Raw genomic sequence first — 14,038 nt, forward strand, 5'->3', positions numbered from 1 at the left:
TTTGTACTTAACAAAAAATGATGTGAATGCTGTGTTAAACCATTTGTGAATAGCAAAAGGTTACGGCAGGATACGGTCGCCTGATGATGACAGCATATTGCCACCCCGTTCCGGTGGCGCAATAACAGATAAAACACTCTGGAGATGGTTAATGGCTATGAGCACCCCAATGCTGGTGACATTCCTTATTTATATTTTTGGCATGATATTGATTGGCTTTTTTGCCTGGCGCTCGACAAAAAACTTTGGCGATTACATTCTCGGCGGGCGGCGGATGGGGGCGCTTGTCACGGCGCTCTCCGCTGGCGCGTCTGATATGAGCGGCTGGCTGTTGATGGGGTTGCCGGGCGCGATTTTCATTTCCGGGATCTCGGAAAGCTGGATCGCCATCGGCCTGACGCTCGGCGCATGGATTAACTGGAAGCTGGTGGCCGGACGCCTGCGTGTGCATACTGAGGTGAATAATAACGCGCTGACCTTACCGGATTATTTCACCGGGCGCTTTGAAGACGGCAGCCGCCTTCTGCGGATTATTTCGGCCCTGGTGATCCTGCTTTTCTTCACCATCTACTGCGCCTCGGGCATCGTTGCCGGTGCCCGTCTGTTTGAAAGCACGTTTGGTATGAGCTACGAAACCGCACTCTGGGCGGGCGCGGCGGCGACGATTATTTATACCTTTATCGGTGGTTTTCTGGCGGTCAGCTGGACCGATACCGTGCAGGCCAGCCTGATGATTTTCGCCCTGATCCTGACCCCGGTAATGGTGGTTATGTCCGTCGGTGGTTTTGACGAGTCACTGGCGGTTATCCGGCAAAAAAGCGTCGAAAACGTTGATATGCTCAAGGGGCTGGATGTGGTCGCCATTATATCCCTGATGGGCTGGGGGCTGGGCTATTTTGGTCAGCCGCATATTCTGGCGCGTTTTATGGCTGCGGATTCTCATCACACTATCGTTCACGCCCGCCGCATCAGCATGACGTGGATGATCCTCTGTCTTGCCGGGGCGGTGGCAGTCGGTTTCTATGGCATCGCTTACTTTACCAATAACCCGTCGCTGGCAGGCGCGGTGAATCAGAACGCTGAACGTGTGTTTATCGAACTGGCGCAGATCCTGTTTAATCCGTGGATTGCCGGGGTGCTGTTGTCGGCGATTCTGGCCGCAGTGATGTCCACGTTAAGCTGCCAGCTGCTGGTCTGCTCCAGCGCGATAACTGAAGATCTCTATAAGGCGTTTCTGCGCAAAGGAGCCAGCCAGAAAGAGCTGGTGTGGGTCGGCCGGATGATGGTGCTGGTGGTGGCACTGGTTGCCGTCGCGCTGGCGGCCAATCCGGAAAACCGCGTGCTGGGCCTGGTGAGCTACGCCTGGGCGGGCTTCGGTGCCGCATTCGGGCCAGTCATTCTGTTCTCCGTGCTGTGGTCGCGGATGACCCGCAACGGCGCGCTGGCCGGGATGATCATCGGTGCCATCACGGTGATCGTCTGGAAACAGTTCGCCTGGTTCGGCCTGTATGAAATCATCCCCGGTTTCATTTTCGGCAGCATCGGCATTGTGGTATTTAGCCTGCTGGGCAAAGCGCCATCGGCCGCGATGCAACAACGTTTCGCCGAAGCGGATGCGCACTATAACAGCGCACCGCCTGCACGCGTAGCGGAGTAATTTCCCTCAGAACCTACTGATGAGGCGGGGTAATACCCGCCTTTTTTGTCGCTTATTTTGAATTTGTAACCTGAGTTACTATTAACCAACGCATCAACTTTTCCCGCCGCTAAACGAGATTTCGCTTGTTTTTCTTCTTTCCGTAATGATAATCACTATCACTGCTATTTACGTTTCTTTTCAACTATTGACCTTACTTGATATAAGGGCGCGTCGATGTTTGTTCCATTTCTCATCATGTTACGCGAAGGGCTGGAAGCGGCGCTGATTGTCAGCCTGATTGCCAGCTACCTGAAGCGAACCCAGCGGGGACGCTGGATTGGCGTTATGTGGGTTGGTGTGGTGCTGGCAGCGGCGCTGTGCCTCGGGCTTGGCATCTTTATTAACGAAACCACCGGCGAGTTTCCGCAAAAAGAGCAGGAGCTGTTTGAAGGGCTGGTCGCCGTGGTGGCGGTCATCATCCTCACCTGGATGGTGTTCTGGATGCGCAAAGTATCCCGCAACGTTAAGCAGCAGCTGGAGCAGGCGGTCGATAAGGCGCTACACAATGGCAATCATCACGGCTGGGCGCTGATCCTGATGGTTTTCTTCGCCGTCGCGCGGGAAGGGCTGGAATCGGTGTTTTTCCTGCTGGCGGCCTTTCAGCAGGATCTGGGGATCTGGCCGCCGCTGGGCGCGGTGCTGGGGCTAACCACCGCCGTCGTACTGGGGTTCCTGCTGTACTGGGGCGGTATTCGCCTTAACCTCGGCGCGTTCTTTAAGTGGACCAGTGTGTTTATTTTGCTGGTCGCGGCGGGGCTGGCGGCGGGCGCTATCCGCGCCTTCCATGAGGCCGGACTGTGGAATCAGTTTCAGGACGTGGCATTTGATTTAAGCAACGTGCTGTCGACGCATTCGCTATTCGGCACCCTGCTGGAAGGCGTTTTTGGCTACCAGGAGGCACCGAGCGTCAGCGAAGTGGCGGTGTACTTTATCTATCTTATTCCGGCGCTGGCGCTGTTTATCTGGCCGCCGCGCGCCGCTGTGGCGTCCAGTACGCCTGCGCCCTGATTCATACAATGACTTTATTAGTTACAACATACTTATTAAAGGATGTGCTATGACCACCAACGTTAGCCGTAGTGCCCTGCAACTCAGCCTCGCAGCGCTGTTTGCGTCCGCCTTTGCCGTACAGGCTGCCGATGTGCCGCAGGTGAAAGTGACCGTCACCGATAAACAGTGCGAGCCGATGAACCTGACGGTGAAGGCGGGAAAAACGCAGTTTATTATTCAAAACCATAGCCAGAAAGCGCTGGAGTGGGAGATCCTGAAGGGCGTGATGGTGGTTGAAGAGCGGGAAAACATCGCGCCGGGCTTTACCCATAAGATGACCGCCAACCTCCAGCCGGGTGAATATGATATGACCTGCGGTCTGTTGACCAACCCTAAAGGTAAGCTCACGGTGACGGGGACGGCCACGGCGGATGCTGACAAAGGGAATGCGCTACTTTCTCTGAGCGGCGCTATCACGGAGTACAAAGCCTACGTGACGGCGGAAACGTCGGCGCTGGTGAAAGGCACCAAAGACTTTACCGATGCGGTTAAAGCCGGTGAAGTTGAGAAAGCGAAAGCGCTGTATGCGCCGACCCGCCAGCATTACGAGCGCATCGAGCCGATTGCCGAGTTGTTCTCCGATCTTGATGGCGCGATTGATGCCCGTGAAGACGATTACGAACAAAAAGCCGCCGATCCAAAATTCACCGGTTTTCACCGGCTGGAAAAAGCGCTGTTTGGCGATAACAGCACCAAAGATATGGATCGCTACGCCGACGGGCTTTATACCGATGTCGTTGATCTCCAGAAACGCATCGAAGAACTGGCATTCCCGCCGTCAAAAGTGGTGGGCGGTGCGGCTGGCCTGATCGAAGAAGTGGCTTCGAGCAAAATCAGCGGTGAAGAAGATCGTTACAGCCATACCGACCTGTGGGATTTCCAGGCCAATATCGACGGCGCGCAGAAAATTGTCGACCTGTTGCGTCCGCAGTTGCAAAAAGAGAATGCGGCGCTGCTGGCGAAGGTGGATGCCAACTTCAAAAAAGTGGATGCCATCCTCGCTAAATATCGTACCAAAGAGGGATTTGAAACCTATGACAAACTCACCGATGCCGATCGCAATGCGCTGAAAGGGCCGATCACCACGCTGGCGGAAGATTTGGCGCAGCTGCGCGGTATCCTGGGTCTGGACTAAGCGCGATGTCTGATTACGATCCCTCCGGCGTCGACGAACCGTCGCGCCGTCGTTTACTGAAGCACATCGGCGCGCTGGGTGGCGCGCTGGTTGTTGGCGGCGGTTGTCCGGTTGCCCACGCGGCGAAACCGCAAAGCGCGCCGGGCACGCTGTCGCCGGATGCGCGAATGGAGACGCAGCCGTTCTACGGCTCTCATCAGGCAGGCATCCTCACCCCACAACAGGCGGCGATGATGCTGGTGGCGTTTGACGTGCTGGCGAGCGACAAAGCCGAACTGGAACGTCTGTTGCGTCTGCTCACCCGGCGGTTTGCCTTTCTGACTGCGGGAGGCCCCGCGCCGCAGACGCCCAATCCCCGCCTGCCGCCGACCGATTCCGGCATCCTCGGTAAATTCATCGCGCCGGATAACCTGACCATGACGCTATCGCTGGGCCATTCGCTATTTGACGACCGTTTCGGTCTGGCGCAACAGACGCCGAAAAAGCTGCAAAAGATGACTCGCTTTCCCAATGACTCGCTGGACGCCGCGTTATGTCATGGCGATCTGCTGCTGCAAATCTGCGCCAACACTCAGGACACGGTGATCCACGCGCTGCGCGATATCATCAAGCACACGCCGGATTTATTAAGCGTGCGCTGGAAACGAGAAGGGTTTATTTCCGATCACGCCGCGCGCAGTAAGGGTAATGAGACGCCGATCAATCTGCTGGGGTTTAAAGACGGCACCGCTAACCCGGACAGTCAGAATAACGCGTTAATGGATGAGGTGGTCTGGGTGACGGCGGAGCAGGGCGAACCGGCGTGGGCCACGGGCGGCAGCTACCAGGCGGTACGGATCATTCAGTTTCACGTTGAATTCTGGGACCGCACGCCGCTAAAAGAGCAGCAGACCATATTTGGTCGTGACAAAGCCACCGGCGCGCCGCTGGGCATGCAGAAGGAGCACGATACGCCTGATTATGCGCAGGACCCGGACGGCGAGGTGATTGCGCTGGATAGCCATATCCGGCTGGCAAATCCGCGCACGCCACAGACCCAGTCCAGCCTGATGATGCGACGCGGCTACAGCTACTCGCTCGGCGTCACTAATTCTGGTCAGCTGGATATGGGCCTGCTTTTTGTCTGTTATCAGCACGATCTGGAAAAGGGTTTTCTGACGGTGCAGAAGCGTCTTAACGGGGAAGCACTGGAAGAGTACATCAAGCCGATTGGCGGCGGCTTTTTCTTCGTTCTGCCAGGCGTACAAAACGCGGAAAGCTATCTCGGCCAGGCGTTACTGGAGGCGTAAATTCCACGATCTGACGCGCGTTATGCTCGTCAGATCATAATTTTTTCCTCTTTCCCGGGCATTGTTATATTTCTGTAATATAAATATAAGAGGCTTGTGCAAACAAAAAGTTAACCGTTTTTGTTATTTTTAAGTAAATATAATGTTGCAATTTTGGAAAGATTTGTTTTACTTTTTATATGAACGGGAAACCACGACAGGATGTCGCTACAACGGGAGATCGTGAATGGTAGCGTCCGGCACTGGACATTCAGCATCGATAATCCATCCCTGCATCAGCGGAGGCAGCGCCTTCGTCACCCCCTTCTTTACCACCTTATTTTCCCCATCAAGGGCAGCTAACGAGTTTACCGACGGATCGTATGACGCGGTTGGTCGTACGTTCACGTCCGTTAAAACGCAAGTCATGGCTTACAAGGAAGCCAAACCTCAGATGTTTGTGTACATAATCGCGCCGATCGTAGCGTGTGGATGTTAATTAACAACTCAAGGTGCTATCCATGGGAAGACAAAAAGCAGTGATCAAAGCTCGTCGTGAAGCTAAACGTGTGCTGAGACGGGATTCGCGTAGTCATAAACAGCGTGAAGAAGAATCGGTCACCTCGCTTGTCCAGATGAGCGGCGTAGAATCAATCGGTATGGCGCGGGATTGCCGGGATAACTCACCGATTGAGGCGCGTAATGAAGCTCAGGCGCACTACCTGAATGCTATCGAGACCAAACAGCTTATTTTTGCTACCGGTGAGGCAGGTTGCGGTAAAACCTGGATCAGCGCGGCTAAAGCGGCTGAGGCTCTGATTCATAAGGATGTGGAGCGGATCATTGTCACACGTCCGGTCCTGCAAGCCGACGAAGATCTCGGCTTCTTACCCGGAGATATTTCCGAGAAGTTTGCACCTTATTTCCGCCCGGTCTACGACGTGCTGGTCAAACGACTGGGGGCTTCTTTTATGCAGTACTGCCTGCGTCCGGAGATCGGCAAGGTAGAAATCGCGCCGTTCGCCTATATGCGCGGACGTACCTTTGAAAATGCGGTCGTCATTCTCGACGAGGCTCAGAACGTGACCGCTGCGCAAATGAAGATGTTTTTAACACGCCTCGGGGAGAACGTGACGGTCATCGTTAACGGCGATATCACCCAGTGCGACCTGCCGTCGCACGTAAAATCAGGGTTGAGCGATGCGCTGGCACGTTTTGAAGAAGATGAGATGATTGGCGTGGTGCGTTTTACGACGGACGACTGCGTGCGCTCCGTGCTGTGTCAGCGCACGCTGCAAGCCTATTATTGATATTTATTTTGTGTGCAAAGCCCGGGGAACCGGGCTTTGTTGTTTTTGGCAAACTCCTTTCGCTATGCATACGCCGTTTTCCCGGGTGGCGGCTTCGCCTTTCCCGGTCTACAAATTCATCAAGAATCAGCAGGTTATGCGCAATCCGTAGGTCTGTGCAAGCGCAGCGCCGCCTGGCATAATTCCCCGATATAACGTTTATCAGCTCTGAAGTCCGGCAAGCAGAGCCAAAAGAGGTTTGGTTAATTTTTTAGTGTTATGTTATAACATATCTATAGGTGAGTGAGGCGCAACATGAATGCGGTTAACCGTATTCCCGTTGCCGTTCTGACCAGTTAAACGAAAAGAGAACCGCCAACGATATGCGCAATCAGGATGCTGCCAGCCTCCTGATTACCCGTACCGAAATCGAGAAGAGCACCGTGAAGCGCAATACCGCACATACGCTAAAAGATGATTTTGATCCGCTGGAAAGTGTTCTCAGCGTCGATATTCAGTCTCTGCCGCGACCCGGCGGCGGCGAGTTGCTTTCAGCCATTCATTTTGCGGTCAACGCCGGAGAGTGTCTGGCCGTTATCGGACCTAACGGCAGCGGTAAAACGTCCCTGGTGAGGGCGATTAGCCAGGAACTGACCCATCTGAAAGGGGAAATTCGTCTGCGGGGCCGCGCCATGTCTGCTTTATCCCGGCAACAGCGGGCCAGACAGGTTGCTGTTCTGGCGCAGAACGATACACCCGATATGAGACTGTCCGTTGAGGACTATGTGGCGCTGGGGCGTATCCCTCATGCCGGGGATGTCCCGCGCAATGCAGATGATGCGATTGTCGCAAAAGCCATTAAAGATACCGGATTGCAGCGGCTACGCAGGCGGTCTCTGGTTGCGCTTTCCGGTGGCGAAAGACAGCGGGCCGCGCTGGCACGGGTACTGGCACAGACGCCCGAGCTGGTATTGCTTGATGAACCCACCAACCATCTCGATCCCCCCGGACGTGCGGAGCTCCTTTCGCTGGTGAAAAGTAAGGGGATCACCGTCGTGGCGGTATTACACGATCTGACACTGGCAGGATCCTTTGCTGACCGTGTTCTTCTCCTGTCTCAGGGGCAGTCAGTGATCTGTGACACGCCGGAGAGGGTACTGGTATCAGAATACCTTTATCCCGTCTTTGGCTTGACCAGTTTTACCGTACCGCATCCTCACACAGGAAAGGCGTTACGTATTTTTGAAGTGCCGCATTGTGCATAAATTATTCCCTGAGAGTCAGTAATGAAAAAAAGGTTTATATCCCTGCTGGTGGTACTGTCTGCTTCAGCAGCCAGTGCTGCCGATTTCCCGGTGACGATTGAAAGTTGTGGGACGCCTGTCACCTTCGCCAGTCCGCCGAAAAGGGCGGTTATTAACGACCTTAATATGTCAGAAATGGCGTTTGCACTGCATTTGCAAGATCGCATCGTTGGGCTGACCGGTATTAGTGGCTGGTACAAAATGACGCCGGAATTTAAACAGGCGATGGGTTCGATCCCGGAACTGGCACCAAAATATCCCACCCTTGAAACCTTACTGGCCGCCGAACCTGATTTCTTTTTCGCTGGCTGGAACTATGGAATGAAAGTGGGCGGCGAAGTGACGCCGGATACGCTAAGCAAATATGGCATCAAGACTTTTGTTCTGAGTGAAAGCTGTGTGTTCACCACTGCGCACAAAAATAAAGCCACGATGGATCTGCTGTATAACGATGTCCTCACGCTGGGTAAGATTTTTGGCAAGCGCAATGATGCACAGACCCTGGTCAGCGGCTGGAAAAAGCGGTTGAACGAACTGCCGAAGCCAGCGGCAGGTACCCGTCCTTTAAAGGTGTTCGTCTACGACTCAGGCGAGGATAAACCGTTTACCAGTGGTAAATATGCGATGCCTACGGCCATTATTGAGGCGGCTGGTGGTAAAAATGCAATGGAGGCGCTGGATACCAGCTGGGGCACAACCTCCTGGGAAAGCGTCGCGGCGGCTGAGCCGGATTTTATTATTTTGTTGGATTACCAGACGGGTAGCGGGGCAGATGCGCTGCGTCGTTTTCTGGAGAAACATCCATTAATGAAACTGACTCCGGCGGTACAGCATCAGCGCTACCTGAAGCTGCAATATGCTGAACTGACGCCGGGACCTGCTAACGTTGATGCGGTGGAAAAACTCGCGCGGGCAATGTACCCGGCAGCGGCGAAGTAATACTCATGTCCTGCCGTTATCACTGGGCGATGTGGGGAGCGATGGTAGTGCTGATCGGATTGATGTTATTCAGTATTACCAGAGGGACAGTGCCACTGTCGCTAATGCAGGTGCTGGGAGCACTGAAGCTGACGGATGAGCCGGTATCTGCCATGGTCAGCAGAATCGTGACGGATTTACGCGTCCCCCGGATGTTACTCTCTGTGCTGACCGGGGCGGGACTGGCGATGGTGGGGGCGTTGTTACAGACGACCACCCGTAATGATCTGGCCGATCCTTTTTTATTCGGGCTATCCTCCGGCGCGTCAGCGGGGGCGGTACTGGTGATCACCCGCTTTGGCGATCGACTCGGTGCATTTACGCTTCCGGTATCGGCGTTTGTCGGTGGCGTGTGTTCCGCCATCGCAGTGATGCTGCTGTTTCATTTTAAAAAGCAACGCGGAGCTGAGCATCTTATTCTCTGTGGGCTTGCCATCTCTTTTTTGTTCGGCGCGCTGACCAGTTATTTCATTTTTTCCGGCGATCAGCGGGCGGCCAGCTCTGTACTGTTCTGGTCTCTGGGCGGCCTGGGATTAGCCAGCTGGGACAATTTGCCCTTTGCCGTGTTCAGCCTGGTGCTACTGATTGCCTTTGTCCTGTTGCGGTGGCGCTCGCTGGATGGCGTGCTGGCAGGAGAACAGACAGCGCTGTCACTGGGGATTAACGTCAGTCGTCTGCGGATCGAGATTTTTCTCTGTTGTGCACTGGCAACATCGTTGTTGGTGGCATTAACCGGCGTGATTGGATTTGTCGGCTTAATGGTGCCTCATCTGTGTCGGCATTTTGCAGGGGTGAAGCATCTGTTGCTGTTACCCTTGTGTGGCGTCTGGGGAGCAATACTACTGTGTGGTGGTGACATCGTCAGCCGGACGATACTGGCTCCGCAGGAACTGCCGATCGGCATTATTACGGCGGGCATTGGTGGGGTGTTTATTATCACCATACTTGCACGGAATTCGTCCTGAAGCACAGGGCATTAAGGTTAACTATGTCAGTGAAAATAACAAAAGCAGGCTCTGGGATTACTCATTAATGACTATGCCTGTTATAGCCTGAGATAATATTGGGATGGTTTATTTTTAGCATTTTTCTGGTTACTGCTTTTGTCGACAATCAGGGCAAATCACCCGAATTTCAATGTTCTTTTTTTGTACCGCGCAGCCATATTCCATGGCGTTTTTTTCAATATAAGCATCAATATTATTGTCAGTATGCTGAATAATAGTCCCGCAGCTTGAGCAAATCATAAAAAGAGTCATCACCTCAGAGGATAAATTGTCTTTTCTGACAAATTTACTACAGCATTCTATTTTTACGATAATGCCTGCCTGTTGCAAATAATCCAGAGAACGGTAAACCGTAGTGGGTTTTGCATTCGGATTATATTTTTTCATTAATTCCAGTATCTGATATGCGCTAATGCCTTTTTCTTTTGCATGCCTGACGAAATGGTAAACTCTCTCCCGGAGCGGTGTGAGCCGCACCTTTTTACTCTCAATCAGCTCCCTCAGCCCGGCACCATCCGATGACGATAGCGCAGCTTCCCTTGTAATCAGAGAATAGGGTTTATTGCTCACCGATTCTGGCCTCCTGTCGTTGTCAACGCGATATCTTCTTTTCTTACCCCGGACGGCAGGAACGCTGCTGACGCAGTGATGGTGCGGAATTAAAAAGAAGGACTGGCAAACTTAATTGTTACGTTATAACATAGCACAAGCTAAGTGAGGTGCCAATGTTTCTGTTACTGGAAAAAGCCCATGCAGGCGCAGTGTTTCAGCTTGAGGATATCCTGCCGTCAATCCCCTGGGACAGTCATGGCTTGATCGCTGCCGTCGCTCAGCAATACAACTCAGGAGAGGTTCTGATGCTTGCATGGATGAATCGACAGGCCTTAGAAGAGACATTAAAGACGGGCCGGGCCTGTTACTGGTCCCGATCCCGGTCATGCCTGTGGCGCAAGGGTGATACCTCTGGTTGTATCCAGCAGGTGCTTGATATTCGTCTGGATTGTGACGGCGATGCCGTACTTTTGCTTGTTGATCAACTGGGAGGCGCTTGCCACACAGGTCGGCGAAGCTGCTTTTATAACGCCATTAAAGGCGAAGAGGTGGTCGTACTTAACGACCCGGTTAATCCAGTCTGGAGCAACAAAACAGGAGAGGTAAGTTAATGTCCGAAGTCAGTGCAACTGTTTATAACGATAAACGTCTGCCGGTTACCGTACTTTCGGGATTTCTGGGGGCAGGGAAAACGACCCTGCTTAACCATATTCTGAACAACCGGGAAGGCCGACGGGTGGCCGTTATTGTGAACGATATGTCAGAAGTGAATATTGATGCTGCGCTGGTCAGGGATGGCGGTGCAGAGCTCTCCCGTACGGATGAAAAGCTGGTAGAAATGAGCAACGGGTGCATTTGCTGTACATTGCGCGAAGATCTGCTCCTTGAGGTTAATCGTCTGGCGAAAGAGGGGCGTTTCGATCAGCTTGTCATTGAGTCCACGGGGATCTCTGAACCCCTGCCTGTTGCTGAGACGTTTACCTTTGCGGATGATGACGGTGAAAGCCTTTCGACAGTGGCCCGCCTTGATACCATGGTTACCGTGGTGGATGCATACAATTTTCTGAAGGACTATGGTTCGCAGGACAGTATTCAGTCACGCGGAGAATCGCTCGGTGAAGGCGATGAAAGGAGCGTGGTTGACCTGCTGATCGATCAGATTGAATTCTGCGATGTGCTGGTCCTTAATAAAGTCGATCTTATCAGTGAAGCGCAAAAAGAAAAATTGATGGCGGTTTTACGCTCGCTTAATCCACGGGCGAGGATTGTTGTTTCACAATTTGGTCAGGTCCCCCTGGATAACGTACTCAATACCGGCCTGTTCGATTTCGATCAAGCCGCTCAGGCACCCGGCTGGCTTAAAGAATTGCGCGGTGAACATAAACCGGAAACAGAAGAATACGGAATTTCCAGCTTTGTCTTTCGCGCCCGTCGGCCTTTTCATCCGACCCGTTTCTGGCAGGTGATGGAAAACGAGCTGGATGGCGTCGTTAGATCAAAAGGGTACTTCTGGCTGGCCAGCCGTCCGGAATTTGCAGGTTCATGGTCACAGGCTGGCGGGGTTGCGCGCCAGGGACTGGGTGGCATGTGGTGGGCAAGCGTGCCGAAAGAACGCTGGCCAGAAGACGCAGAATCACTGGAGTTCATCATGTCTCACTGGATGGATGGCATAGGTGATGCCCGCCAGGAACTCGTTTTTATTGGCATGGAAATGAATGAATCAGAACTGCGCAACAGGCTGGATTCAGCCCTGTTAACGGATGCCGAAATGGCTGAAGGACCGCAAAAGTGGCGTCATTATCCCGATCCTGTTGAGCCCTGGTTCGAGGAGTGAATTAAAGGCACCCGCATTTGCCGGGTGCCTGAGTATGAAAGCGAAACAGGCTGTCATTTTTACGACACGCCTTCCTGCACTTTTTTAAACCATTGAACAATACTGTTCAGATGAGATTGTCCATATAACGAGACAAAGCGTCTGGTTTCCTGGTGTCCGGGGTCCTGAAGAACAGCCAGGCGGGATGTAATGAATGCCTGCGTAAGGGGAATGCCACATTCTTCTGTAATGCATCGGTACCATTGCTGGTAAGTTTTGGGGATCATATTCATGCTCCATGAATGAATAACAGGGATATCACCAGAGCCACAACCAACGAACTCAGCGCTTGTCTTCCTGCTATTGCCGCGGCGAACCGCCAGCTTATTTCCCGGGCGATGGTAAATACCGTGACAAGGCATGCCATCAGGGTAGAGGCGAGCCAGACAAGCAACAGAAGCTGAGATGTGCTGAGGGACTGTAATATGCTGCCGCCATCCTGATTCAGCACCATAAGGCCATCTTTTCGTAACAGTGAAAAGATGATCCCAGGCATCAGTTCTGCTGGCAGTTTAAAAAGATGAAGTAAAGGCGCAGTAGTTTCGCTCAGCCAGCGGGTGATACCTGCGTAATCAAGCACTCCCGCAATAAGACAGATGATCAGGAACAGTGGCATGGCTTGCATAAGGAACTGACGGAGGATATTTCTCAGCATCCACGTCACGTTTCGCCAGCGCGGCCATTGTAGCCAGGTCAACTCTGTCAAACGCGGATTCTCGCCAGGCTTTAACGGCCTGTTCCAGAGCCGCGTATGTATTGCGCCAGTGATAAAAAGCAGGCTGAGATAAGGTGCAAAGAGCCAGGGATGATGAGAAGCATTAAAAAGTGAAAGCGTCGCCCCCGTCTGATAGCTGCAAGCAGAGCCAAAGCTAATCATGCTGATACAGGCATGCCGCGTACAGCGCGAACATGAACGGCTCTGAAAAACTGCCACCACGTTACAGCCGAAACCACTTAATACGGGAATAAGATCCTGACCGCTGAGACCCACTTTTCGCAACCAGGGATCCAGCGTCGCGGTAATTCTTTCCTTAAGCCCACTGTCGTCTGTCAGTGAAAGAGATATGCCGACCAGTACCACCACAGGAAAAGCCCATACGAAAGAATAGAGTCCGAGGCTAAAAAGACCGTAATTGCCAACAAATAATGCTTTCAGAACATCGGGCCAGTTGGTCGTTATATTCTCAAGCGGCTGAATAACCGCACTGTCAATGACAGGCTGAATGAAATCTGACAGCAGCCATGCCCCCCATACCGGAACGGCAAACAGCAGGAAAAGGCATACTATTGCAGCAACTTTTCCAGCCCAGCGATGTTCAAATATCGTTTGTTGAGGCGATTCAGCCAGCAGATTAATTACCGGTATCTTATGGCGGGGTAAAGAGACAGCGGAAGGTGCTGGTTTATCCTGCAACAGCAACTGCACTATTTCCTGGCGAACATTGCTGCCAGCTTCCCGGGCATTGACTGCCAGTACAGGCGCACCTGATGTTTCGCTCAGGTATTCAGTCACTTCCCGAAGGCCCTTTCTGATCTTATCAGCAAAGGTCAGGAGTATAACAAGGTGTTTTACCTGTGGCGGTATGAGGTGACAGAGCGTTTGCCACTCCTGCTGAGCGTGCGTGGCTCGCAGAACCACCAGAATGCCATCATGCTGGTTTAGCGCATCAAGGGCGAGTTTCGTGGTTTCACTGTCGCTCTGAAAACGTATGCCTGGCGTATCAACCAGGCAGATCCCTGCATCATTGATGAGACCTTCCCGACATACAACGGTCGATCCCCTGAAATTACGCTCATCACTGGCAGCACTTTCCGTCAGGATATTAAACAGGGTAGATTTTCCTGCACTTTCTAATCCCATTAAAACGAATGATTGCATAAAC

Annotated in this window: 12 protein-coding genes; 10 read left to right on the top strand and 2 right to left on the bottom strand. The window is 52.8% G+C overall.

Annotation, left to right across the window (positions count from 1 at the left end; all coding sequences use genetic code 11):
- The first annotated feature begins 151 nt into the window (after nucleotides 1–151).
- The 8 genes from putP to INT84_RS03800 all read left to right on the top strand — a co-directional run bounded on the left by putP (nucleotide 152) and on the right by INT84_RS03800 (nucleotide 9,688).
- Nucleotides 152–1,657, top strand: a complete 1,506-nt coding sequence (putP, locus tag INT84_RS03765) for a sodium/proline symporter PutP (protein ID WP_194205675.1) — start codon at nucleotides 152–154, stop codon at nucleotides 1,655–1,657.
- Between the two features lie 216 nt (nucleotides 1,658–1,873).
- On the top strand, nucleotides 1,874–2,707 hold the full coding sequence (gene efeU / locus INT84_RS03770) for an iron uptake transporter permease EfeU (protein ID WP_194205676.1): 834 nt from the start codon (nucleotides 1,874–1,876) through the stop codon (nucleotides 2,705–2,707).
- Nucleotides 2,708–2,756: 49 nt separating this feature from the next.
- The gene (efeO, locus tag INT84_RS03775; RefSeq protein WP_194205677.1) at nucleotides 2,757–3,884 is read left to right on the top strand and encodes an iron uptake system protein EfeO; all 1,128 of its coding nucleotides are present in this window, start codon (nucleotides 2,757–2,759) and stop codon (nucleotides 3,882–3,884) included.
- Nucleotides 3,885–3,889: 5 nt separating this feature from the next.
- Nucleotides 3,890–5,173 carry an iron uptake transporter deferrochelatase/peroxidase subunit gene (gene efeB / locus INT84_RS03780; protein WP_194205678.1) on the top strand — a complete coding sequence of 428 codons (1,284 nt, stop codon included), beginning with the start codon at nucleotides 3,890–3,892 and terminating at the stop codon, nucleotides 5,171–5,173.
- Between the two features lie 500 nt (nucleotides 5,174–5,673).
- Nucleotides 5,674–6,462, top strand: a complete 789-nt coding sequence (phoH, locus tag INT84_RS03785) for a phosphate starvation-inducible protein PhoH (RefSeq protein ID WP_176920739.1) — start codon at nucleotides 5,674–5,676, stop codon at nucleotides 6,460–6,462.
- 422 nt (nucleotides 6,463–6,884) lie between these two features.
- On the top strand, nucleotides 6,885–7,706 hold the full coding sequence (locus INT84_RS03790; protein ID WP_370529636.1) for an ABC transporter ATP-binding protein: 822 nt from the start codon (nucleotides 6,885–6,887) through the stop codon (nucleotides 7,704–7,706).
- 21 nt (nucleotides 7,707–7,727) lie between these two features.
- Entirely contained in the window at nucleotides 7,728–8,684 is a 957-nt protein-coding gene (locus INT84_RS03795) for an ABC transporter substrate-binding protein (protein ID WP_194205680.1), read from the top strand.
- Between the two features lie 5 nt (nucleotides 8,685–8,689).
- Nucleotides 8,690–9,688: an iron ABC transporter permease gene (locus INT84_RS03800; protein ID WP_194205681.1), complete on the top strand. Its 999-nt coding sequence runs from the start codon at nucleotides 8,690–8,692 to the stop codon at nucleotides 9,686–9,688.
- Between the two features lie 129 nt (nucleotides 9,689–9,817).
- Here the strand turns inward: INT84_RS03800 and INT84_RS03805 are convergent, their stop codons facing one another.
- Nucleotides 9,818–10,300 (bottom strand): Fur family transcriptional regulator, encoded by a 483-nt coding sequence (locus INT84_RS03805; protein ID WP_194205682.1) that lies wholly within the window; start codon nucleotides 10,298–10,300, stop codon nucleotides 9,818–9,820.
- Nucleotides 10,301–10,455: 155 nt separating this feature from the next.
- Between INT84_RS03805 and hisI the strand changes: the two genes are divergently transcribed.
- Together hisI and zigA are read left to right on the top strand one after the other, a co-directional pair.
- Nucleotides 10,456–10,893 carry a phosphoribosyl-AMP cyclohydrolase gene (gene hisI, locus INT84_RS03810; protein ID WP_194205683.1) on the top strand — a complete coding sequence of 146 codons (438 nt, stop codon included), beginning with the start codon at nucleotides 10,456–10,458 and terminating at the stop codon, nucleotides 10,891–10,893.
- Entirely contained in the window at nucleotides 10,893–12,116 is a 1,224-nt protein-coding gene (gene zigA, locus INT84_RS03815) for a zinc metallochaperone GTPase ZigA (RefSeq protein WP_194205684.1), read from the top strand. The genes hisI and zigA overlap by 1 nt, the downstream gene beginning before the upstream one ends.
- 268 nt (nucleotides 12,117–12,384) lie before the next feature.
- Here the strand turns inward: zigA and INT84_RS03820 are convergent, their stop codons facing one another.
- Entirely contained in the window at nucleotides 12,385–14,034 is a 1,650-nt protein-coding gene (locus tag INT84_RS03820; RefSeq protein WP_194205685.1) for a nucleoside recognition domain-containing protein, read from the bottom strand.
- Nucleotides 14,035–14,038: the final 4 nt, after the last annotated feature.

The organism is Superficieibacter sp. 1612_C1, assembly GCF_015234305.1.
In the GTDB taxonomy this organism is placed as follows: Bacteria; Pseudomonadota; Gammaproteobacteria; order Enterobacterales; family Enterobacteriaceae; genus Superficieibacter.